The sequence below is a fragment of the Beijerinckia indica subsp. indica ATCC 9039 genome, assembly GCF_000019845.1.
Classification (GTDB): domain Bacteria; phylum Pseudomonadota; class Alphaproteobacteria; order Rhizobiales; family Beijerinckiaceae; genus Beijerinckia; species Beijerinckia indica.
On sequence record NC_010581.1, the window covers coordinates 1,135,121 to 1,156,472 of the forward strand.

The 21,352-nt window shown below is 56.4% G+C and carries 18 protein-coding genes and 1 pseudogene; 16 read left to right on the plus strand and 3 right to left on the minus strand.

Going from position 1 to position 21,352, the window contains the following annotated elements; all coding sequences use genetic code 11:
- Nucleotide 1 precedes the first annotated feature (1 nt).
- The 5 genes from fdhF to fdhD all read left to right on the plus strand — a co-directional run bounded on the left by fdhF (nucleotide 2) and on the right by fdhD (nucleotide 5,979).
- Nucleotides 2-2,857 (plus strand): formate dehydrogenase subunit alpha, encoded by a 2,856-nt coding sequence (gene fdhF / locus BIND_RS05025; protein ID WP_012383991.1) that lies wholly within the window; start codon nucleotides 2-4, stop codon nucleotides 2,855-2,857.
- Between the two features lie 3 nt (nucleotides 2,858-2,860).
- Nucleotides 2,861-3,091: a formate dehydrogenase subunit delta gene (locus BIND_RS05030; protein ID WP_012383992.1), complete on the plus strand. Its 231-nt coding sequence runs from the start codon at nucleotides 2,861-2,863 to the stop codon at nucleotides 3,089-3,091.
- 111 nt (nucleotides 3,092-3,202) lie between these two features.
- Nucleotides 3,203-4,417, plus strand: coding sequence for a molybdopterin molybdotransferase MoeA (locus BIND_RS05035; protein WP_012383993.1), 1,215 nt, complete (start codon nucleotides 3,203-3,205; stop codon nucleotides 4,415-4,417).
- A 58-nt stretch (nucleotides 4,418-4,475) separates the two neighbouring features.
- Nucleotides 4,476-5,105, plus strand: a complete 630-nt coding sequence (mobA, locus tag BIND_RS05040) for a molybdenum cofactor guanylyltransferase (RefSeq protein ID WP_012383994.1) — start codon at nucleotides 4,476-4,478, stop codon at nucleotides 5,103-5,105.
- Nucleotides 5,092-5,979: a formate dehydrogenase accessory sulfurtransferase FdhD gene (gene fdhD / locus BIND_RS05045; RefSeq protein ID WP_012383995.1), complete on the plus strand. Its 888-nt coding sequence runs from the start codon at nucleotides 5,092-5,094 to the stop codon at nucleotides 5,977-5,979. Before mobA ends, fdhD begins: the two co-directional genes overlap by 14 nt.
- Nucleotides 5,980-5,981: 2 nt before the next feature.
- On the opposite strand, the gene BIND_RS05050 is transcribed toward fdhD, so the two are convergent.
- Both BIND_RS05050 and BIND_RS21240 read right to left on the minus strand, forming a co-directional pair.
- Nucleotides 5,982-6,434 carry a VOC family protein gene (locus BIND_RS05050; protein WP_012383996.1) on the minus strand — a complete coding sequence of 151 codons (453 nt, stop codon included), beginning with the start codon at nucleotides 6,432-6,434 and terminating at the stop codon, nucleotides 5,982-5,984.
- 354 nt (nucleotides 6,435-6,788) lie between these two features.
- Nucleotides 6,789-7,085, minus strand: coding sequence for a PASTA domain-containing protein (locus BIND_RS21240; protein WP_148210559.1), 297 nt, complete (start codon nucleotides 7,083-7,085; stop codon nucleotides 6,789-6,791).
- A gap of 50 nt (nucleotides 7,086-7,135) precedes the next feature.
- Between BIND_RS21240 and BIND_RS21090 the strand changes: the two are divergent.
- The 3 genes and pseudogenes from BIND_RS21090 to dusA form a co-directional block, all read left to right on the plus strand.
- Nucleotides 7,136-7,293: pseudogene (locus tag BIND_RS21090) on the plus strand (IS5/IS1182 family transposase); the annotation flags it as partial.
- Between the two features lie 156 nt (nucleotides 7,294-7,449).
- The gene (locus BIND_RS05055) at nucleotides 7,450-8,925 is read left to right on the plus strand and encodes a protein adenylyltransferase SelO (protein ID WP_012383997.1); all 1,476 of its coding nucleotides are present in this window, start codon (nucleotides 7,450-7,452) and stop codon (nucleotides 8,923-8,925) included.
- 96 nt (nucleotides 8,926-9,021) lie between these two features.
- A complete protein-coding gene (gene dusA, locus BIND_RS05060) occupies nucleotides 9,022-10,032 on the plus strand; it encodes a tRNA dihydrouridine(20/20a) synthase DusA (RefSeq protein ID WP_012383998.1) in 1,011 nt (336 codons plus the stop codon).
- Nucleotides 10,033-10,039: 7 nt separating this feature from the next.
- On the opposite strand, the gene BIND_RS05065 is transcribed toward dusA, so the two are convergent.
- Nucleotides 10,040-10,963: an ATP-binding protein gene (locus tag BIND_RS05065; protein WP_012383999.1), complete on the minus strand. Its 924-nt coding sequence runs from the start codon at nucleotides 10,961-10,963 to the stop codon at nucleotides 10,040-10,042.
- Between the two features lie 430 nt (nucleotides 10,964-11,393).
- Between BIND_RS05065 and yajC the strand changes: the two genes are divergently transcribed.
- The 8 genes from yajC to lspA all read left to right on the plus strand — a co-directional run bounded on the left by yajC (nucleotide 11,394) and on the right by lspA (nucleotide 21,342).
- On the plus strand, nucleotides 11,394-11,729 hold the full coding sequence (gene yajC, locus BIND_RS05070; protein ID WP_012384000.1) for a preprotein translocase subunit YajC: 336 nt from the start codon (nucleotides 11,394-11,396) through the stop codon (nucleotides 11,727-11,729).
- A 97-nt stretch (nucleotides 11,730-11,826) separates the two neighbouring features.
- Nucleotides 11,827-13,422 (plus strand): protein translocase subunit SecD, encoded by a 1,596-nt coding sequence (gene secD, locus BIND_RS05075; protein WP_012384001.1) that lies wholly within the window; start codon nucleotides 11,827-11,829, stop codon nucleotides 13,420-13,422.
- A 48-nt stretch (nucleotides 13,423-13,470) separates the two neighbouring features.
- Nucleotides 13,471-14,430, plus strand: a complete 960-nt coding sequence (secF, locus tag BIND_RS05080; RefSeq protein ID WP_012384002.1) for a protein translocase subunit SecF — start codon at nucleotides 13,471-13,473, stop codon at nucleotides 14,428-14,430.
- Nucleotides 14,431-14,550: 120 nt separating this feature from the next.
- Nucleotides 14,551-14,925, plus strand: a complete 375-nt coding sequence (locus tag BIND_RS05085) for an Mth938-like domain-containing protein (RefSeq protein WP_012384003.1) — start codon at nucleotides 14,551-14,553, stop codon at nucleotides 14,923-14,925.
- Nucleotides 14,925-15,812 carry a phytoene/squalene synthase family protein gene (locus BIND_RS05090; protein ID WP_012384004.1) on the plus strand — a complete coding sequence of 296 codons (888 nt, stop codon included), beginning with the start codon at nucleotides 14,925-14,927 and terminating at the stop codon, nucleotides 15,810-15,812. Before BIND_RS05085 ends, BIND_RS05090 begins: the two co-directional genes overlap by 1 nt.
- 96 nt (nucleotides 15,813-15,908) lie before the next feature.
- Nucleotides 15,909-17,222 (plus strand): ATP-binding protein, encoded by a 1,314-nt coding sequence (locus BIND_RS05095; protein ID WP_012384005.1) that lies wholly within the window; start codon nucleotides 15,909-15,911, stop codon nucleotides 17,220-17,222.
- A gap of 582 nt (nucleotides 17,223-17,804) precedes the next feature.
- The gene (gene ileS, locus BIND_RS05100) at nucleotides 17,805-20,810 is read left to right on the plus strand and encodes an isoleucine--tRNA ligase (protein WP_012384006.1); all 3,006 of its coding nucleotides are present in this window, start codon (nucleotides 17,805-17,807) and stop codon (nucleotides 20,808-20,810) included.
- 28 nt (nucleotides 20,811-20,838) lie between these two features.
- A complete protein-coding gene (gene lspA / locus BIND_RS05105; protein ID WP_012384007.1) occupies nucleotides 20,839-21,342 on the plus strand; it encodes a signal peptidase II in 504 nt (167 codons plus the stop codon).
- Nucleotides 21,343-21,352: the final 10 nt, after the last annotated feature.

Sequence of the window (21,352 nt, forward strand, 5' to 3'; positions counted from 1 at the left end):
CATGTCGCTCATCCACGAGATCGACTACGGGACCCCGCTTTCGACATCGAAACAGCAGGTGACCTTGACCATTGATGGCATGCAAATCAACGTGCCGGAAGGCACGTCGATCATGCGCGCTGCCATGGAGATGGGCACGCAAATCCCAAAGCTTTGCGCGACTGATTCCTTGCAGAGCTTCGGTTCATGCCGGCTCTGCCTTGTGGAGATCGAGGGGCGGAACGGCACGCCGGCTTCCTGCACGACGCCAGTGGCGCCCGGCATGGTGGTGCATACACAAACCGAGCGTCTCGCACGCTTGCGAAAAGGGGTGATGGAACTCTATATTTCCGATCATCCGCTTGATTGCCTGACCTGCTCCGCAAATGGTGACTGCGAATTGCAAGACATGGCCGGAGCCGTTGGCCTGCGCGAGGTTCGGTATGGCATGGAGGGCAGCAATCACTTTGCCAAGGGGTCGCCGCATGTCCTGCCGAAGGACGAATCCAATCCTTATTTCACCTATGATCCGGCGAAATGCATTGTCTGCAGCCGTTGTGTGCGCGCCTGCGAGGAAGTGCAGGGCACTTTCGCTCTGACGATCGCCGGCCGTGGATTCGACAGCCGCGTATCTCCTGGAATGAGTGAGCCTTTCCTGCAATCTGAATGCGTATCGTGCGGCGCTTGCGTGCAAGCTTGCCCCACCGCAACCTTGAATGAAAAATCCGTCATTGCGATTGGTGCGCCCGAGCATTCCGTCGTCACCACTTGTGCTTATTGTGGCGTTGGCTGTTCCTTCAAAGCGGAAATGCGTGGCACGACGCTGGTGCGCATGGTGCCTTGGAAGGACGGCAAAGCGAATGAAGGCCATTCATGCGTGAAGGGCCGCTTCGCCTTTGGTTATGCGACGCATGGAGACCGGATCACCAAGCCGATGATCCGTGCCAGCATCAAAGACCCTTGGCGCGAGGTGAGTTGGGAAGAAGCGATCACTCACGCGGCTTCCGAGTTTCGGCGCATTCAGGCGCAATATGGACGCGATGCCATCGGTGGTATCACGTCGTCGCGTTGCACAAACGAGGAAACCTATCTCGTCCAGAAATTGGTGCGCGCCGGTTTTGGCACGAATAATGTCGATACCTGTGCCCGCGTCTGTCATTCGCCGACCGGCTATGGCCTGAAGATGACATTCGGAACCTCGGCTGGCACGCAGGATTTCGCGTCCGTCGATGAAGCCGATGTCATTCTGGTGATTGGCGCCAATCCGACGGATGGTCATCCTGTTTTCGGCGCGCGGATGAAGAAACGCTTGCGTCAGGGGGCGCGCTTGATTGTCGCCGATCCACGCCGGATCGATCTTGTGCGATCCCCCCACGTTCAGGCATCGCATCATCTCCAGCTCAAGCCCGGCTCCAATGTCGCCTTTATCAATGCGATGGCGCATGTCATCGTCAGTGAAGGTCTCGTCAATGAGGCTTTCGTGCGGGCGCAGTGCGATTGGGCGGAATTCGAAGCCTGGGCGCGTTTTATCGCTGACGATCGGCATGCCCCCGAAAGGCTCGAAACCGTGATTGGCGTGCCAGCGGCGGAACTGCGGGCGGCCGCCAGGCTTTATGCGACCGGCGGCAAGGCGGCGATCTATTATGGCCTCGGTGTGACCGAACATAGCCAGGGCTCGACCATGGTCATGGGCATGGCCAATCTCGCCATGGCAACCGGCAATATCGGTCGGCCGGGCGTCGGGGTGAACCCGCTGCGGGGACAAAACAACGTCCAGGGGTCCTGTGACATGGGGTCCTTCCCGCACGAATTTCCAGGCTATCGCCATGTCTCGGATGACTCGACCCGCATCCTCTTCGAACATCTTTGGGGGACAGCGCTTTCGGCAGAGCCTGGCTTGCGCATTCCCAACATGCTCGATGAGGCGGTGAACGGGCGTTTCAAAGGCCTCTATATCCAGGGCGAGGATATTGCCCAGTCCGATCCTGACGTGCAGCATGTCACGGCAGGCCTCGCCGCCATGGAATGCGTCATCATTCAGGATCTTTTCCTCAATGAGACGGCAAAATATGCCCATGTCTTCCTGCCAGGCTCCTCATTTTTGGAAAAGGATGGCACCTTTACCAATGCGGAGCGCCGCATCAACCGCGTCCGCAAGGTCATGCCTCCGCTCGGCGGATATTCGGATTGGGAAGTCACGATCCTGCTCGCCAAGGCCTTCGGTATGCCGATGTCTTATAATCATCCGAGCGAGATCATGGATGAGATCGCGGCTGCGACGCCTTCCTTCGCGGGCGTCTCCTTTGCCAAGCTCGATGAAATAGGCTCCGTGCAATGGCCTTGCAACGAGGCGGCGCCGCTTGGCACGCCGATCATGCATGTCGATCATTTCGTGCGCGGCAAGGGCCGGTTCATGCTGACGGAATTTGTCGCAACGGATGAACGCACATCGCGCAAATTCCCTTTGATTTTGACCACCGGACGTATTCTCGCCCATTACAATGTCGGCGCGCAGACACGCAGGACTGACAATACGGCCTGGCATCCAGAGGATCTTCTCGAGATCCATTCTTTCGATGCCGAGAGTCGGGGCCTGCAAGATGGTGATCTTGTGGCCATCGAGAGCCGGGTCGGTGCTATTGCGCTGCGCGTCAAGATCTCTGATCGAATGCAGCCGGGTGTCGTCTATACGACGTTTCATCATCCGATGACCGGCGCCAATGTGATCACGACGGATTATTCGGATTGGGCCACCAATTGCCCGGAATATAAGGTCACGGCGGTGCAGGTTCGAAAGACCAATGGTCCGACCGGCTGGCAGGAAAAATTCGCCGAGGAAAACATTAGCCTCACGCGTATTCTCGATGCGGCGGAATAGATTATGACGAACCATCCAAAAACGCTCATTCGCATGGCCAATCAGATCGCTGGCTTTTTCAAGCCCTATTCGCGGGAGGATGCCATTGTAGAGGTACGCGTGCATATTGCCTCGTTCTGGTCGCCGGTCATGCGGCGTGATTTGCAGCATGTGATCGAACAAGGCGCACCAGACCTCGATCTGATCGTGGTCGAGGCCATGAGCCTGCAAACGCATGAGAAGTCGGAGGCGTGAGGATCGATCCGAAGAGGCCAAGGCAGCGCTGGTCTCTGTGAGGCACGTTTCCTGGGCGGGGGAGACCGGCGGCGTGGCATCCGATATGAACGTCACGGGAGGGTAAAGCCCATGACAACTTCGTGTTTTACAAATGCCGTATCTTTTCAGGAGGCCTTGCAACTCGTTCTGAGCCTCGCCGATCGCCGCGTGCGGGCTGAAACGGTTCCGTTGGCGCAATGCGTTGGCCGGATCATCGAGACAGATATTGTCGCCACCGAACATCGGCCCGCGATGAATCTCTCGGCGATGGATGGATATGCCGTTCGGCATAATGATCTCGCGCCCGGATGTGTCCTTCCCCTTGTCGGTGAGAGTGCGGCTGGCGATCCGGCTGGCCTTTTGCGTGAGCACACTGTGTGTCGCATCCTGACCGGGGCTCCCTTGCCTGAGGGAGCGGATACTGTCATTCCCCAGGAGGATGTCCTAATAGCTCCAGAAGGGATTATTATTCCCTCGTTGCCGCCCTTGGGGGCACATATCAGGCGTATGGGTGAGGAATTCGCACGCGGCGACAGGCTGGTCGAGGCAGGATCGCGGCTCGACTGGCGTCATGTCGCGATCCTTGCCAGTCAGGGGATCGCTTTGCCATCGGTGAGGCGAAAAATCCATATTTCCATTCTGGCCAATGGCAAGGAACTGGTGGCACCTGACGCTGGCGCGCAGCCGCGCACCGGGCAGATTTTCGACTCCAATTCGCCAATGCTGGCGGCGCTGCTCGAATCCCTCGGGGTGAATACGTCGACGCATATCGTGGCGACGGACACTCCAGACGTACTGAAATCGGTCTTGCAACAGGCCTGCGCAATCTCCGACATTGTCGTGACGACCGGTGGCATTTCCGTCGGCGACACGGATCATGTCCATGCCATGCTGCGCGATCTGGGCGCGGATGTGCTTTTCCGTGGTGTGGCGATCAAGCCGGGCAAGCCTTTAACAGTCTCGACGTTGGGAAAGACGATTATCTTTGGTTTGCCTGGCAATCCGACCGCTGCTGTCGTTGGTGTTTATATGCTGCTCCTTCCTTTGATCAGACAATTATATGGTCAAAAGGAAATCTCGCGGTGCTCCGGCATTCTCGATTTCGAGCCAAGGATACGCCGGGATCTTACTCAGTTTATTTTTGTCGATATGGTACAGGACAGACATGAAATGCGGATCAGACCTGTAAAAAGTGTCGGCGCTGCGGATATTATGACATTGCTGCGTGCGAAAGGGTTGCTGCAATTGGATCCGGACAGTGCGAATGTAACATTGGGCCGAACGGCGGAAGTCATTCTGTTTTGAGTCTACAACCTGATGAATTGGTGAGATCATTGATCATACCAGAGAAGAAGACAGGACTATGGCCTCAATCGATCATCGCTGTGGTGCCGTGATTTTAGCCGGAGGCATCGGGCGGCGCATGGGGACATGCGACAAGCCATTGCTGACGCTTGGCGGCCGATCTATTCTGGAGCGGCTGATCGCTATTCTAAGCCTTCAGTGTCAGGCTCTGGCCATCAGTGCAAACGGTGATCCTCATCGTTTTTTCCCTTGGTCCTTGCCTGTTCTTTCTGACGATATCGAAGGGGCGGGGCCTCTCGCAGGCGTATTGCGCGGGCTCGATTGGGCAGCGGTGCAGGGCCTCGATAGTCTGTTGACTGTCCCAGGGGATACACCCTTCATCCCGCCGATGCTCTTGCAAAGGCTGTTGCCAGCGCCCTGCGTTGCGGTGTCTGAAAATCGCCGTCACCATCTCGTGGCGACTTGGCCTGTGTCATGCTGTGGACTCTTGCGGCAAAGACTTGAAGCCGCGATCGCTTGTCCTGATCGGGGAGCGCTGAGCGTGAAAGCCTTTGCCGATCTCATCGATGTCAGGGAGATTGTGTTTGACACAGAATGGTTTGATCCATTCTTCAACGTGAATACGCCGGAGGATTATCAGGCGGCGATCGAAATGCTTGAGCATAAGGTGGATCATGACCGTGTCTAGCCGTGACGCTCAAACAGATGCCACACTGGACAGTTCCTCGACGGACAAGGGTTCACATACATCTGCGTCCATCATGGCACATTGGCCAGCCCTTTGCGTCTCGACCGATGGTGTCAATGAGGAAAACATAACCCTGGCAATAGCGGATGAAACGCCCATCAGCCTGATTTACAATACTATTCCTTATGCCGTCATGATGGCGACCGCTCAGGATATCGAGGATTTCGCGATCGGATTCTCTCTCACCGAGGGCATCGTCTCCTCTTACGAAGCCATTCGTGAGATGACAATTCAGAAGACAACCGCAGGCTATGAGGTTCATCTCCATATAGCCGGTTCAGATTTCCAGCGTCTTCTTCAATCGGGTCGACGAGCGATGGTGGGGCGTACCGGATGCGGAATCTGCGGAGCCGAGACGGCGGATACGCTTATCAAACCGTTGCCGACGATCGCCCAAGGGAAAAGGATCGCGCTATCCGCATTGCGGCGAGCATTAGAAGATCTGGAGACGCGTCAATCTCTCAACGCCGTGGTGCATATGGTTCATGGTGCCGCCTGGGTCTCGCCGGAGGCCGAAATTCTTTTCGTGCGGGAAGATATCGGTCGCCATAATGCGCTGGACAAATTGATTGGAGCGGGACTGCGCAACAAAATCGATTTCAGTGAAGGCTTTTGTCTCATTACCAGTCGCTGTTCCTATGAGATGGTGCAGAAGGCCGTCATGGCCGGCATGCCGATTCTTGTCGCTATTTCAGCCCCCACCATTCGCGCTCTTGGTGTTGCGGAAGAGAGGGGATTGACCCTGGTGGCGTTGGCGCGACAGAGGCAGCAAGTGATTTTTACAGGAGCCAGCAGGATCGATCTTGAACGCTGAGGTTAATCCGGCGCCATGCCTTTTTCGCTGAGTTCCTTGAGGGCCTGCGGTGTCTTAGAAAGATGTGTCAGCCCCATGCCGCGCAATATATTCGGTGCCTTGGAAAACTGGATGTCAGCATAGCCAACGATCTCGACGCGATTGCCCCAAGGGTCGCGAAAGTCCAGGAAAGGTCCAGGCAGTGTTTCAATGCCTGCCGCAGTCAATGCTTCGCGGACTGTGTTCTTATCATCGACAACCAGTCCAAAATGACGCCCATCGTCCGGCGGCTGGAGGCGCCCCTTCTGAAGCGCCAGGAACTGATCGCCCAGATCGATGAAGGCCATGTTTTCGCTTTTCCCGCGAAGCGTGAACTCGAATATCCGTCCGTAAAATGACAGGGCTTCATCGATATCGCCGACTTCAAGCGCAATATGGTTGAAGCCGATTGCGCGCGCCTTTTTGGTTTCAGGCATGGGACGCTCCTAGGCAGAGACGCTGGATGAGATAACAAAGGAGTGCTGGATTGGTTCACGCTTCCGACACGGTTTGCTGATCGAAATCCGTGATTTTACTATAGGTATTTAAAGTTTTAAGCATACGCTTTTGCGATGTATTGTTGGCCGGATAAATCTGTATATGCAAGTGGTGATTGTATGTAATTCAGGCTCTACAGAATCGAGAGATTCGAAATAAACTTTTATTGACTCTTCGGGCATAATGTTATCTCTTCACAGGGTGGATACGAAGAAGGCTGCAGAGACTTTGTCAACGACTGTGTAATCACCAGGGGCCTTTGGAAGCAAAGAGATATAAATATTTGTTTTACATCAGAATTTGGTTTTCGACGGCGATATATTTGCTACAATGGCATACCAGTCTTTTGCTCTATTTATCTCTGGAGGTACAGAACTTGGTCTTTTACCAACTGTGAATCCTGCTGCTTTCAACAGCTCTTCAGCCTCAGTGAACGACATTCCAGTCTTTATATAAGCATCCACATTCTTGGTTATATCGGTTCCGTGAAGGCCACCAGTTAACTTGTGGGCTTGAGCTAATTCATTATGTAGCTCTTCGAGATAGGCTCTGAATTCGCTAGCTCGTATCTTTCCATCAATTGTTGTCACGATTATTGATTCTCCATTTTGGCGCGACGAGGGTAAACGGTACGGCATGCAAAGTTCCACCGCACAGGTGGGTCGTCGAGCGCACATTCGCTTGGCTTGGCCGTTGTCGGCACCTCGCCGAAAATTTCGAAGCCTCCATCGTCAGCGCCATCGCATGGGTGTTCTCCCCCACATCCGAACCGTCACACGCCACATCGTAAGGGCTTGATCCAAACGGGGCGTTTTGAGTCTGCCTCTTAAATCCGCTAAAAACCTGACTTTGGCGCAGGATTTGAAGAGACGAGAGCATGCTAACGGTGCTCGAGGCCGAGGATCGTGGCGCTCCGTTCCTGAACAAGCCGAAGCTTGAGAAATCTGGCCCCAAATGACTCGATTTGCTTTTGAACATACTTATGGGCGTTTGCCGGATCGATTTTTTGCCCGGGTTTCTCCGACCCCTGTCGCCTCGCCCCGATTGATCCGGTTGAACGAGGCCCTTGCGACGGATCTCCAGCTCGATGCCGCATCGCTTCTGAGCCCGGAAGGGGCCGAGATCTTCGCGGGGAATCGCATTCCGGACGAAGCTGAACCCATAGCCATTGCTTATGCGGGCCACCAGTTTGGGCAATTCGTGCCGCAGCTTGGCGATGGACGCGCGATTCTGCTTGGCGAACTTCTCGATCGACGGGGAATCCGCCGCGATGTCCAGCTCAAGGGGGCCGGGCGCACGCCTTTTTCACGGCGGGGTGATGGGCGGGCAACGCTTGGGCCAGTTTTGCGTGAATATCTGGTCAGCGAGGCCATGGCTGCCTTAGGCATTCCGACGACACGCGCTCTAGCGGCGGTCGTGACAGGCGAAATGGTCCCGCGCGAGACATTTTTGCCGGGAGCGGTTCTGACCCGGGTCGCATCGAGCCACATTCGGATCGGCACCTTCCAGTTTTTTGCCGCGCGCGGCGACGTGGAAGGCCTGCGCGCTTTGGCCGATCATGTCATTGCCAGGCACTATCCTGAAGCCGCCGACAAGGCCTCACCTTATCTGGCCCTCCTGGATGCGGTCATTATGGCGCTCGCGGCCCTTGTCGCACAATGGATGTCGGTCGGCTTTATCCATGGTGTCATGAATACGGATAATATGTCGGTTGCCGGTGAGACCATCGATTATGGTCCTTGCGCCTTCATGGATACCTATGACCCGGAAACGGTGTTCAGTTCGATCGATCATGGCGGGCGCTATGCCTATAACAATCAGGCTCCCATCGCCCGGTGGAATCTGGCGCGGCTGGCGGAGACCCTGCTACCCCTGATCGCCGATGACCAACAACAAGCCTTGCCGATGGCGCAAAAATCCATCGGCACATTCGACGCGCATTTCGAGGCCGCCTATCTCGCCGCCATGCGGCGGAAGCTCGGCCTGTTCACGCAACAAGAAGAGGATAAGGCGCTCATCAAGACGCTTTTTGCGACGATGGCACGCAATGGCGCTGATTTTACGCTGACCTTCCGCGCCTTGAGCCAGGCCGCCGCGAGCCAAGACGCGGAAGACAGGCTCAGGTCCTTGTTCAAGGATCCGGCGGATTGCGATGCCTGGATTGCCGGGTGGCGGCAAAGGCTCGCGCAAGAACCGCAAGATCCCATGGAACGACAGCAAGCGATGCGGAGGGTCAATCCCGCCTATATTCCCCGCAACCATAGGGTCGAGGCCGTCATTGCTGCAGCGATCGGGCAGAACGATTTCTCTCCCTTCGAGAAACTTCTCTCCATCGTGACCGATCCCTATTCGGACCAGCCGGATTTTTCGCATTATATGGAGCCGCCAGCCGCGCATGAGCGCGTTTTGCAGACCTTTTGCGGGACATGAGCGGCGAGCTAAATTATGGCTGTGGTTCGGGCGCATCGCAGGATGGCGTAAAAGAGTGCAAAGGATGCGCGCTCATGGCTTTGAGATTACTCAAAAATGAAGCAATTTCAATCGTATAGATTTTCCGTCGCGCCGATGATGGAATGGACCGATCGGCATTGCCGCGTTTTTCATCGGCTTTTGTCGCGTCGGGCGCTCCTTTATACGGAGATGATTACAACGGCGGCATTGCTGCATGGTCACGTCGATCGTTTGCTTGGCTTTGATGATGTCGAACATCCCGTTGCTGTGCAACTCGGCGGTTCTGAACCGCGCGATCTGGCGGCGGCGGCACGCATTTGCGCGGATTTCGGCTATGACGAAATCAATCTCAATATCGGCTGTCCCTCGGAGCGCGTGCAGAACGGGGCTTTCGGAGCCTGTCTCATGCTGGAACCGGAGCTGGTTGGGGATTGTGTCGCGGCGATCAAGGCGAGCGTTTCCTTGCCGGTCACGGTCAAATGTCGGATCGGTGTCGATGACCAGGACCCGGAGGAAGCCTTGGGGACTTTGAGCGCGGCGATCATTGCCGCGGGCGTCGACGGGATTATCGTCCATGCCCGCAAGGCCTGGCTCAAGGGTCTGTCGCCGCGCCAGAACCGCGATGTGCCCCCACTCGATTATCCGCTCGTTCATGCCTTGAAGCGGACCTATCCCGAGATACCGATCATGATTAATGGTGGGCTGGTGACGCATGAATCCATGCAGGAGCAGCTTCGCCATGTCGATGGGGTGATGGTCGGGCGCCAAGCTTATCAGGAGCCGGCCATGCTGCTCTCGGTCGATCCGCTGTTTTTTGGCGAGGAGGCTCCGCTCACCGACGCCACGGATGTAGTCGAGGCTTTCATTCCCTATGTCGAAGCGCGGCGGGCCGAAGGGGTGCCGCTGCACTCCATGACACGGCATATTCTGGGCCTGTTCAACGGGCGGCCGGGCGCGCGGGCCTTTCGGCGCCATCTCGCCACGGAAGGTCTGGCACGTGATGCGGGCGCCGACGTTCTGCGGGCCGCCGCTGCGCATGTGGTCAAGGCGAGGAGCTTTCGGCCCGTCGAGGCTGTATCAGGCTGAAAAAGGCTCAGGTGGCCCGGCCCAAGCGGCCCGCGAGATCTTGAATATATTGCCAGGCGGTACGGCCGGAACGGGCGCCGCGCGTGATTGCCCATTCGAGGGCCTCGCGTTCGAGCTGATCGCGCTCGATCTCAAGGCCTAAATGCTCCACATAGCCGGAAATCATGGCGAGATAATCTTCCTGCGAGCAGGAATGGAAGCCGAGCCAGAGGCCAAAACGGTCGGATAGCGAGACTTTTTCCTCAACCGCTTCCCCAGGATTGATCGCGCTCGAGCGTTCATTGTCGATCATCTGGCGGGCGAGAATATGCCGCCGGTTCGAGGTGGCGTAAAAAAGCACATTTGGCGGTCGCCCCTCGATGCCGCCCTCGAGCACGGCTTTCAAGGATTTATAGCTCGTATCCTCGGCGTCGAAGGAAAGATCGTCGCAGAAGATCAGAAAACGATAGGGAACTTCCCGCATCAGACCCATCAGGGCCGGCAGGCTATCGATATCCTCGCGGTGAATCTCGACGAGTTTCAAGGGCAGGAAAGCCGGCGTGCCTTTGAGCCTGGCGTTGATGTCCGCATGGGCCGCCTTGACGAGCGAGGATTTACCCATGCCGCGCGCTCCCCAGAGGAGGGCATTATTGGCGGCAAAGCCTTTGGCGAAACGCTCGGTATTGTCGGTGAGGAGATCGCGCAGCCGGTCGATGCCGCGCAAAAGAGCCATTTCCACGCGATTGACCTGTTTGACAGGCTGGAGGCTCGCCGTTGCCGCATGCCAGACGAAGGCATCCGCCGCATCGAAATCGACGGGCGGGGGAGGGGCTGGAATGAGCTTTTCAAGCGCCGTGGCGATTCTTTCGAGCGCCTGTGCCGCCGGATCGCTCCATGAGGATGCCGCGGCAGAAACCACGGCGGATTTGATGTCGGAATTGGGATGGGTCATGGGGCTCTTGAAAAGAGGATTTTTAAGGAACCAGGCGGGGACTGAGCCGCTATAGACTTCTGCTCCCTTACGATAATACCAAAGGTCGTAAAGCACGACCTTTGGTTCCTTTCTTGAATTTTCGCTTTTTCAAAGCGAGAGCGAAAATTCAAGAGCGATCCAACGGTCATTGATCATGACCGTTGGTATAATTTCAACAGACTCGCGCTCACATTTCTGTTCGACGGGCAGACTGTTTAACAAATCGTATGGATGATTATCTAAAGCATGGCCATGGGAATCGCCTGGGGCCGCGCCGTCGTTTTCCCGTTTTTGGTTGGGAAAACCGGGACAAAAGCCTCAAAAAGGTTGTCGTGTCTGCTGGCGCGGACTATGGATCGTGCTGGAATCGTGCGTCTCTTAAAGAGTCAAGCATTTAGAGGAGAGGATTGTGATCACACCTGCTTTCGCTCAGTCCGCCGGTGGTGCGGCGGGAGCGTCCGACATCATCCTGCAGGTGGCGCCTTTTGGCCTCATCCTTATCATTATGTATTTCCTGATCATTCGGCCGCAGCAGAAGCGGGCGAAGGAACACGCCGATCTCCTCAAGAATATCCGGCGCGGTGATATGGTCGTCATGACCGGTGGCTTGATCGGCAAGGTTAGCAAGATTTCCGACGAGGCCGAGGTCGAGCTCGAAATTGCGCCGAATGTCAAAGTCAGGGTTGTACGCACGATGATCGCCGAAGTGCGTTCCAAGGGTGAGCCGGTCAAGGATCAGGCGTGATCGTCCAATTTTGCGTGCTCCTCCAATTTTGACGATCCGATCGCTCGATAAGAGGGCCGGTGGGTGGATTTGCTCCTTCTAGAAAGTGTCTAAAGTCATGCTGCGTTTCGCGACCTGGAAAATCGCCTCGATCATCGGCATGACGTTGTTCGCTTTTCTCGTCATCCTGCCGAGCCTCTTCTCTCCAGAGCAACGCGAGGCCGTGAGCGCGCATCTGCCGCATTGGCTGCCCTTGCGCGCTATTGTTCTGGGTCTCGATCTGCAAGGCGGCTCGCATGTCCTGCTCGAGGTCGATGCGCCCTCCGTGCTGAAAACCCAGGTCGATAGCCTGCGCGATGATTTGCGGCGGATCTTGCGCGAGGAGAAGATCGGCATTTCGGGTGGTATCGGCCTCTTGCCGCGTGGCGTCCAATTCCGCCTCGCTGATCCAGCCGAACGCGCCAAGCTTATGCCGAAGCTCCAGCAATTGGCGGGTTCCAGCGGCGTGAACCTGCTGGGTGGCAATCGCGCGGCCTCTTTCGACATTGTCGAAAAGGACGATGGCCTGATCCAGGTTGTTGTGACCGATGCCGCCATCAACGACCGCGTGCGGCGCGCGGTTGATCAATCAATCGAAGTTTTACGGCGCCGCGTCGATGCGCTCGGAACGACAGAGCCGAACATTCAGCGCCAGGGCAATGACCGCATCCTTGTCGAAGTGCCGGGTCTGCAGGATACATCGAAGCTCAAGGAAATTCTCGGCACGACAGCGAAGCTCGAATTCCGCCTTGTCGCGGAACCTGGCACCGATCCGAACGAGATCGAGCAACTCGACCAGGTCGAGAGCAACGGCAAGCTGCCGATCGAGAAACGGGTGATGGTGCAGGGCGAGGACTTGACCGATGCCCAGCCGGGGTTCGACAGCCGCACGCAGGAGCCGGTGGTCAATTTCCGCTTTAATATTCGCGGTGGTCAGAAATTTGGTGAAGTGACCGCCGCTAATGTCGGGCGTCCTTTCGCGATTGTGCTCGATGGCAAAGTGATTTCCGCGCCGCGTATCAAGGGCCCGATCACCGGCGGCCAGGGCGAGATTTCCGGCAGTTTCACAGTTGAGCAGGCGAATAATCTCGCCATTCTCCTGCGCGCCGGTGCGTTGCCCGCCAAATTGAGCATTGTGGAGGAGCGCACGGTCGGGCCGGGCCTGGGGCAGGATTCGATCAATGCCGGTAAACGGGCGGCCTATGTCGGTGCCGCGCTCGTCGCACTTTATATGCTCGTGACCTACGGCATTTTCGGCGTCTTCGCCAATCTCGCCCTTCTGGTCCATATCGCCTTCATTTTTGCGGGCCTGGTACTCCTCGGCGCCACCCTGACCCTGCCGGGCATTGCCGGCATCGTTCTTACCATCGGCATGGCGGTCGATTCCAACGTCTTGATCTATGAACGCATCCGTGAGGAAGCACATGCAGGGCGTTCGATCGTCTCGGCGCTCGATGCCGGCTTCAACCGCGCCTTCGCGACGATTGTCGATTCCAATGTCACGATGTTTGTCGCCGCGGCCATTCTCTATTTCCTCGGCTCCGGGCCGGTACGCGGTTTCGCCGTTTCGCTGGCGCTCGGCATTTTGACGACCATCGTCACCGCCGTGACCATGACCCGCATGATGATTACTCTCTGGTATCGCTCCAAGCGCCCGACCCAATTGCCGATCTAAGGCACGGGTCTGCTGCTTGAGAACACTTGAAAAGGCTTGGGATTTTCGATGAAACTGCTGCGCCTCGCGCCTGAAAATACCCGCTTTCCCTTCATGCGCCTGCGCCGGCTGAGCTATCCATTCTCGGCCCTGATGTCGATTCTGGCGGTCACGATCTTTCTCACCTGGGGCATGAATTTCGGCATCGATTTTTCGGGCGGCACTTTGCTTGAATTACGCGCCAAGGAAGGACCCGCCGATCTCGTCGAATTGCGCGAATTGGGGGATCATCTCAATATCGGCGATATTGAAGTCCAGGGTTTTGGGACGCCTTCCGATGTGACCGTGCGTTTTGGCCTCCAGCCCGGCGGCGACGCGGCGCAGGAAGCAGCCGTCAATCGCGTGCGGCAAACCATCGGCGAGCGCTATGACATCCGCAGGATCGAGGTCGTTGGCCCGCGTGTTTCGGGTGAGCTCGTCCAGTCCGGCACGCTCGGCGTCGTTTTGTCGATCATCGCCGTGCTCGGCTATCTCTGGTTCCGTTTCGAATGGCAATTTGCCGTCGGCGCCATCATCGCCACAATGCATGATCTCTTGCTGACAGTCGGCTTTTTCTCCGTCACGCAGCTCGAATTCAACACGACATCCATTGCCGCCATCCTGACCATTGTCGGCTATTCCTTGAACGAAACGGTTGTCGTGCTCGACCGTATTCGTGAAATGATGAAGAAATACCGGAAGATCCCGACCGATCAATTGATCGATCTTTCGGTGAATGCGGTGCTGCCGCGCACGATCATGACGGCGACGACCGTGTTCCTCGCGCTGCTCTCACTCGTGATTTTCGGTGGCCAGGTGATCCGGTCGTTTTCGCTCGCCATGATCTGGGGCATTGTGGTCGCGACTTATTCCTCGGTCTTCATCTGCTCGCCGATGCTGATCTATCTCGGTCTCCGCAATGAGGGCGGCGAGACGGCCAAGGCCGATACGCAATCGCCTTCGGGGAAAGCGGCGAAGGCTTCTGTATGAGACAACAGCCACGAGAATGGCTTTGTCAGACTTTCGAATGTTCGTCCTGCCCGTGACGAGGTGAAAATTCAAAACGGCACCAAGAGTTATTGATCACACTCTTGGGTGGAAGGTGTTGTCATGGCGCAAGGATTTCTGCCGGGTCAACATGCCATAGAGGGCTATGGCAATGGCGGTTTCCGTTTCGGCGGCATGTCGCATCGCGGCTCCATCCTCGCTCTGCCGTCTGGCATTTACTCCTGGGACCCTTTGCGGCCAGAAGACATCACTCTTGCTTCGCTCGAAACCGTTTTCGCGGAGCCGAAGGGGACCATTGATCATTTGCTGATCGGCACGGGGGTCGATCTCGTTCCTCTCCCGCCTGCGCTCGCGCAAAAGCTGCGCGAGGCGGGCATCAGGCCCGAACCCATGCCGACGGGCGCCGCGGCGCGGACCTATCCGATCCTGCTCGGAGAAAGGCGCCTCGTCGCGGCGGCGCTGCTGGCGGTGCCCTAATGCATGCACGCACGGAAGATTACACATATTGTGAAGACATGGTCCGGCGCGATGATCCCGATCGCTGGCTGGCCTCTCTGTTCATTGAACAGCCCTTCCGCAAACATGCCTATGCGCTTTATGCTTTCAATCTGGAAATTGCCCGCGCGCGCGAGGTCGTGACTGAGCCCATTTTGGGCGAAATCCGTTTTCAATGGTGGCGCGATATTCTGGAGCCGCCAGAAGGAGAAGACAACAAGATCGAGAGCGAGACCCAAGGTCATGTAATGGCCAATCCGGTGGCCGCCGCCGTGCTCGATACGATCGAGCGTTTCGCGCTACCGCGTGAAAGATTCATCGGCATGATCGAGGCGCGGACCTTCGATCTCTATGACGCGCCGATGCGCACTTTGGCCGAACTCGAATCCTATGGCCTTTCGACGGCTGGGAGCCTGTTCTATCTCGTGGCCTCTGTCCTCTCCGGCCCGGAAACACCCGGTCTTCTTGCCGCTGCCGAACCGGCCGGGCTCGCCTATGGACTGACAGGCCTCATGCGCGCTTTGCCGTGGCATAGCGCGCGCGGCCAGGATTATGTGCCCTGCGAAATGCTGAGCAGGCATAAAGCCGATCTCGAAGAAATCATCGGCGGCATAGCCTCGCCGGGCGTCTTTGCGACGCTCGCCGAAATGCGCGGGCTCGCCCGCCAGCAGATTAGCTTGTTCGAACAAAGGATCGCGGCGGTTCCGCTCAAAGCACGCGCGGCCTTCCTGCCCGTGTGCTTTACCAGCCCCTATCTGAAACAAATGGATAAGCGCGGCTATGCGCCTTTCCGGGTGCCGATCATGCTACCGCAATGGCGCAAGCAATGGATTCTGTGGCGGGCCTCGAAACGGTTGCGGGGGGTGTGACACAGGCGGACGGTAACCCGTTCAAAGGTGTATCGAAAATTTTAGAATGGCTCCAAGAGCCATTCTTTATGACACTTGGTATAAGAGAAAGATTGCATGTCATTTCAATTTTTAGACCCAGAAGTTGGTTTTACATCTCAGGTAATCACCGATCCGCACCGATTCGTTGGGAGAGCTGATTTAATTAAGGAAAGCATCGACGCTCTAAACTCATCTCTTGGTTTGATCGCAATTTATGGTAAACGTGGTGTCGGTAAATCATCTTTAACAAGACAGATTCAAGCCCTTGCAAATGGCAATTACGAATTGGTTCGAAAGGCAGGCTTAAGCCATTTATTACCACAAAAGCTGCGTAAATATTACACTGTGTATTATACATGTGACTCAATAATATCTGGAGCACAGGATCTCGTATCACGATTGTGTAATGATACCGACGAAGAGGATGGACTTTTACGTTTGGTGCCAGATCAAGGGAAACAATTAGCTGAATTTTCCAGGAGTGCTGAAAGCTCTTTAGGCTTAGATATCAAGGTTGCAAAGTGGGGAGCCAAAGGGCAAGAAGCATCCAAGTACGCTAATGCCGTTCCAGGCGATGTTATACAAACTTTCAGAAATTTTACTTCTGCTGTTGTTGAGTATAATAATCGGATCTTCAGTAAACGTGATTCGGTGCTTATACTATTAGATGAGTTCGATGTTATTAAAGACAAGCAAGGGCTTGGTTCTCTTATAAAATCTCTATCTAGTGATAAAGTAAAGTTTGGTATTTGCGGTATTGGTCAAGACTTGAGCAGCTTGATTGCAGATCATGCCTCGGTTGGGCGGCTAATCGAACAAGGCTCTATCTTCGTGAAACCGATGCCAGAGAGCGAGACAAGGGAAATATTCAAAGTCGCGGAGCACCTTTACAAGGGAAAGGTAAAGTTCGAAGAAAGTGTTGTAAAAAAGATTGCGTTGCTTTCTGAAGGATACCCTTATTTCGCACAGCTCTTGGGGAAGGCATGTGTTAGCAATGCGAATGCTAGAGGTACAAATCTTGTTGATAATGAAATATTAAACCTCGTCATTGAAAATATAAAATCCGGTCGTGCCTTTCCTAATCTTGAAACGGCATATCAACGGGCTATTGGTCAATCTGAAGAACGCGCTTTGCTCCTAACGTTACTTGCAGAGCAGGCGGATGAATGCGCAGAATACGATGCGTCGTTGGGACGAGTTTTTTTATCACGGAGTCGGTCATCCGCGCAGGAACTTGGTGTTGACTATATGGATCAACTTCTTCCGCGCTTGATTGATGATCGCTACGGGCCTGTTCTCGTAAAAGTTCCAGAAACGCGTGGGTCCTATGAATTTACTGACCCCGTATTTCGCGCGTATGTCAAACTAAGACACATCGGACGTATCTGATACTCGTCGCTTAAAAGTTCTTCTCTTTTACTCCGCGTCAAGTTTGTCATCGGAAAATGAGTAACTTGAGAAGTGAAGGGGATTGACGATTTCCTTGACGGGGCAATCCCATCCCAGGCGATGGCATCCATTTGGGCACGGTAGGCCCTCATGCCGCGTGTGGGCACAATCGAAAAGCTGAGTTTGGCGCGTCGACCGTGTCAGGTCGACGCCTTTCTGCCTGCCACCATGTAGTGTGACGCCCTCCCTTTGATTTTTTAGCCGCGAGTCACGGCATCTCTATTCGACAGAATAGTTTAGTTGCGGGTCATGTTTGTCAATCAGCCCGCAGAGGGCTTTCATGGCAGGCTGGCGTCTGAAAGCCTTTGCCCGCCGCCGATTTCATTGCTAGTAAGGAGCTTCTTGCCGCGACGAAGGTCTTATTCGCGCGCATGGATGGAGCCAATCATGCTGAACCAAGGCCGAATTAGAGGCCCGGTTCGCACCTGAGGATGGGGCTTTGCTCCCCGCTCGGGTCCGGCCGGGAGAAGAAAACCAATCCCCGCACATTTTGCGCGCCACGCCCGAGCAGGCCCTTTCCCCATGACTGATGATACGCCGAAACCCGCAGCGAAAGAGTCTAGCGGTCCCGATTATTCCAAAACGCTTTTCCTGCCGCAGACGGAATTTCCGATGCGCGCGGGTCTCCCCAAGAAAGAGCCCGAGCTGCTCGCCCGCTGGGAATCGATCGGCCTGCAAAAGCTTCTGCGCGAGGCAGGCAGGGACCGTCCGAAATTCGTGCTGCATGACGGGCCGCCCTATGCCAATGGCAATATCCATATCGGCCATTCGCTGAACAAGATCCTGAAGGATCTCGTGACCCGCTCGCAGCAGATGAGCGGGCACGATTCCAATTATGTGCCCGGCTGGGATTGCCACGGTCTGCCAATCGAATGGAAGATCGAGGAGCAATATCGCGCCAAGGGCAAGAATAAGGATGATGTGCCGATCATCGAATTCCGCCAGGAATGCCGTGCCTTTGCGCAAAGCTGGGTCGATGTCCAGCGCGAGGAATTCAAACGGTTGGGCGTCGGCGGCGATTGGGGCCATCCCTATCTCACCATGACCTTTCCGGCCGAGGCGCGGATCGCCGAGGAATTGATGAAATTCGCCGGCAATGGCCTTCTTTATCGCGGCTCGAAGCCGGTGATGTGGAGCGTGGTTGAAAAAACCGCTCTCGCCGAGGCTGAGGTCGAATATGAAGACCATACCAGCGATACGATCTTTGTCGCTTTTCCCATTGCTTCCCTGCGTTGCGAGGGCGCCACGGGCAATGCGCTGGAAACGGAATTGCTGAAAGCCTCGATCGTCATCTGGACGACGACGCCTTGGACCATTCCGGCCAATCGCGCCATCTCTTATTCACACAAGATCGCTTATGCGCTTTATCGCGTGACCGGTGCGCCCGAGGGCAATTGGGTGCAAAAGGGCGCGACTTTCGTGCTGGCCGAGGCGCTCGCCGAGAATTTCTTCAAATCGGCCAAGGTCGAAGCCTTCGAGCGCGTCGCCGAGGTGCCGGCCGAGGTGCTGGCCGGGATCACCTGCGCGCATCCGCTCGGCGCCACCATTCCCGGCTATGAATTCGCCGTGCCGCTGTTCGATGGCGATCATGTAACGGCCGAAACGGGTACTGGCTTCGTCCATACGGCGCCGAGCCATGGCCGTGAAGACTTTGACATCTGGATGGCGAACCAGCGCGTTTTGCGCGAGCGCGGCATCGACACGCATATTCCCTATACGGTCGATCCGGATGGCTTCCTCACCAAGGAAGCGCCTGGGGTCACGGGAACGCGTGTCATCGACGACAAGGGCAATAAGGGCGATGCCAATGACGCCGTGATGAAGGCGCTCATCGAGGCGCATGCCCTGATGGCGCGCGGGCGGATGAAGCACCAATATCCGCATAGCTGGCGCTCGAAAAAGCCTTTGATCTTCCGCAATACGCCGCAATGGTTCATCGCGCTCGACAAGCCGGTCGAAGGGTTCAACGGGACCTTGCGGGAGATCGCGCTCTCCGAGATCACCAAAACGCGCTGGTATCCTGCGGCGGGTGAAAATCGCATTACCGGCATGATCGCCAACCGGCCCGATTGGGTCGTCTCGCGCCAGCGTGCCTGGGGCGTGCCGATCACCATTTTCGTCGAGAAGGAGAGCCAGAAAATCCTGATCGATCCGAAAGTGAATGCGCGGATCGTCGAAGCTTTCGCGGCGGAAGGGGCCGATGCCTGGTTCGCGGACGGGGCGGCCGAGCGGTTCCTTGCGCCTGACTATGATCCGGCTCTGTTCGAGAAGATCAATGATGTGCTCGATGTCTGGTTCGATTCAGGCTCGACGCATGCGTTCACGCTCGATGATGCGAGGGAATTTCCGGGGCTCGCCGGAATCAAGAGGCTGCGCGAGGGTGGGCGCGACGAGATCATGTATCTCGAAGGCTCCGACCAGCATCGCGGCTGGTTCCATTCCTCCCTGCTCGAATCCTGCGGCACGCGCGGCATGGCGCCCTATGATGCCGTGCTGACACATGGCTTCGTGCTCGATGAGCAGGGGCGCAAAATGTCGAAATCGCTCGGCAATGTCACCGCGCCGCAATCGGTCATCAAGGATGCCGGCGCTGATATTTTGCGGCTCTGGGTGGCGGCCTCCGATTATTCGGATGATCTGCGCATCGGCAAACAGATCCTTTCGACCTTCACCGAAACCTACAAGAAATTGCGCAATACGATCCGCTGGATGCTGGGATCGCTTGCGCATTATGATGCGAAACAGACGCCTGCCTATGAAGAATGGGACGAACTCGAACGGCTGATGCTGCACAGGCTCGCCGAACTCGATGGCGAAATCCGCGATGCCTACCGGCGCTTCGATTACAAACGCGTCGTGGCGCGCCTGTCCGCCTTTCTCAACACGGATCTTTCCGCGTTTTATTTCGATATCCGTAAGGATACGCTTTACTGCGATCCGCTTTCGAGCCGTAAACGCCACGCGGCTTTGGCGGCGATCGAGCAGATTTTCCGCTGCGTGACACTTTGGCTTGCGCCGATCCTCGTCTTCACCATGGAAGAAGCCTGGCTCTCGCGCTATCCTGAGGCTGTTTCGGTTCATCTCGAACAATTTCCCGATGTGCCCGCGCATTGGCGCGATGATGCCTTGGCGGCGAAATGGGCGATCATCCGCAAGATCCGTTCGGTGGTCACCGGCGCATTGGAAATCGAGCGTGCGCAGAAACGGATTGGTTCTTCGCTCGAGGCGGCGCCGCGGGTCTTCATCGCCGCGGAGGATATGCGCGCTTTGCTCGCGGGGGTGGATTTCGCCGAAATTTGTATCACCTCGGATATTACGATCGAGGCGGGGGAAGGACCCGAGGAGGCTTTCCGCTTGGCCGACGTGCCGGGCGTGGCAGTTGTCAGCGCTGCGGCAGCGGGCCGCAAATGCGCGAGGTCCTGGAAGGTGTCTCCACATATTGGCGCCGATCCGGACTATCCCGATGTGAGCCCGCGCGATGCCCAGGCCTTGCGGGAATTGAAGGCGGCCGGCCTGTGGACGGCGTGAGAATGGCCCGCCTTTGCGGAATGGCTTCGTGAGCCCGCGCGTGCTCGGCGGGCTCGCCGCTTTCCTATGCCTCGTGCTCGATCAGGCGAACAAGCTCTGGTTGATTCATGTGTTCGATATCGAGGCGCGCCGGCCCGTGCGGCTCGCGCCCTTTTTTGATATTATCTACGAGCGCAATCCGGGCATTTCCTATTCCCTGTTCCGCGCGCAGAGTGCCATGGGGCGCTGGATTCTCGTCGCTCTGACGCTTTTTGCTATTCTCCTGCTCTCGATTTGGCTTTGGCGTGCCACCAACCGGCTTGTGGCTCTGGCGCTCGGCTGCATTATCGGTGGCGCGCTCGGCAATGCCATCGATCGGATCGCGGCCGGCGCAGTCGCCGATTTCTATTATTTTCACATCGGCTCCTTCTCCTGGTATGTCTTCAACCTGGCCGATGCCGCGATCGTCGCCGGGGTGGCGCTTTTGATCCTTGATGCGTTCACGAGTGAAGAGGCGGGGGTGCCAGCGCCCGACAGTGAGGGACATTCTTGAGCGAGCTAAA

Bases quoted from the DNA above. Each gene is read 5' to 3' on its own strand.
- fdhF (WP_012383991.1), top strand. From the start codon at position 2: ATGTCGCTCATCCACGAGATCGACTACGGGACCCCGCTTTCGACATCG.
- BIND_RS05030 (WP_012383992.1), top strand. From the start codon at position 2,861: ATGACGAACCATCCAAAAACGCTCATTCGCATGGCCAATCAGATCGCT.
- BIND_RS05035 (WP_012383993.1), top strand. From the start codon at position 3,203: ATGACAACTTCGTGTTTTACAAATGCCGTATCTTTTCAGGAGGCCTTG.
- mobA (WP_012383994.1), top strand. From the start codon at position 4,476: ATGGCCTCAATCGATCATCGCTGTGGTGCCGTGATTTTAGCCGGAGGC.
- fdhD (WP_012383995.1), top strand. From the start codon at position 5,092: ATGACCGTGTCTAGCCGTGACGCTCAAACAGATGCCACACTGGACAGT.
- BIND_RS05050 (WP_012383996.1), bottom strand. From the start codon at position 6,434: ATGCCTGAAACCAAAAAGGCGCGCGCAATCGGCTTCAACCATATTGCG.
- BIND_RS05055 (WP_012383997.1), top strand. From the start codon at position 7,450: ATGACTCGATTTGCTTTTGAACATACTTATGGGCGTTTGCCGGATCGA.
- dusA (WP_012383998.1), top strand. From the start codon at position 9,022: ATGAAGCAATTTCAATCGTATAGATTTTCCGTCGCGCCGATGATGGAA.
- BIND_RS05065 (WP_012383999.1), bottom strand. From the start codon at position 10,963: ATGACCCATCCCAATTCCGACATCAAATCCGCCGTGGTTTCTGCCGCG.
- secD (WP_012384001.1), top strand. From the start codon at position 11,827: ATGCTGCGTTTCGCGACCTGGAAAATCGCCTCGATCATCGGCATGACG.
- secF (WP_012384002.1), top strand. From the start codon at position 13,471: ATGAAACTGCTGCGCCTCGCGCCTGAAAATACCCGCTTTCCCTTCATG.
- BIND_RS05085 (WP_012384003.1), top strand. From the start codon at position 14,551: ATGGCGCAAGGATTTCTGCCGGGTCAACATGCCATAGAGGGCTATGGC.
- BIND_RS05090 (WP_012384004.1), top strand. From the start codon at position 14,925: ATGCATGCACGCACGGAAGATTACACATATTGTGAAGACATGGTCCGG.
- BIND_RS05095 (WP_012384005.1), top strand. From the start codon at position 15,909: ATGTCATTTCAATTTTTAGACCCAGAAGTTGGTTTTACATCTCAGGTA.
- ileS (WP_012384006.1), top strand. From the start codon at position 17,805: ATGACTGATGATACGCCGAAACCCGCAGCGAAAGAGTCTAGCGGTCCC.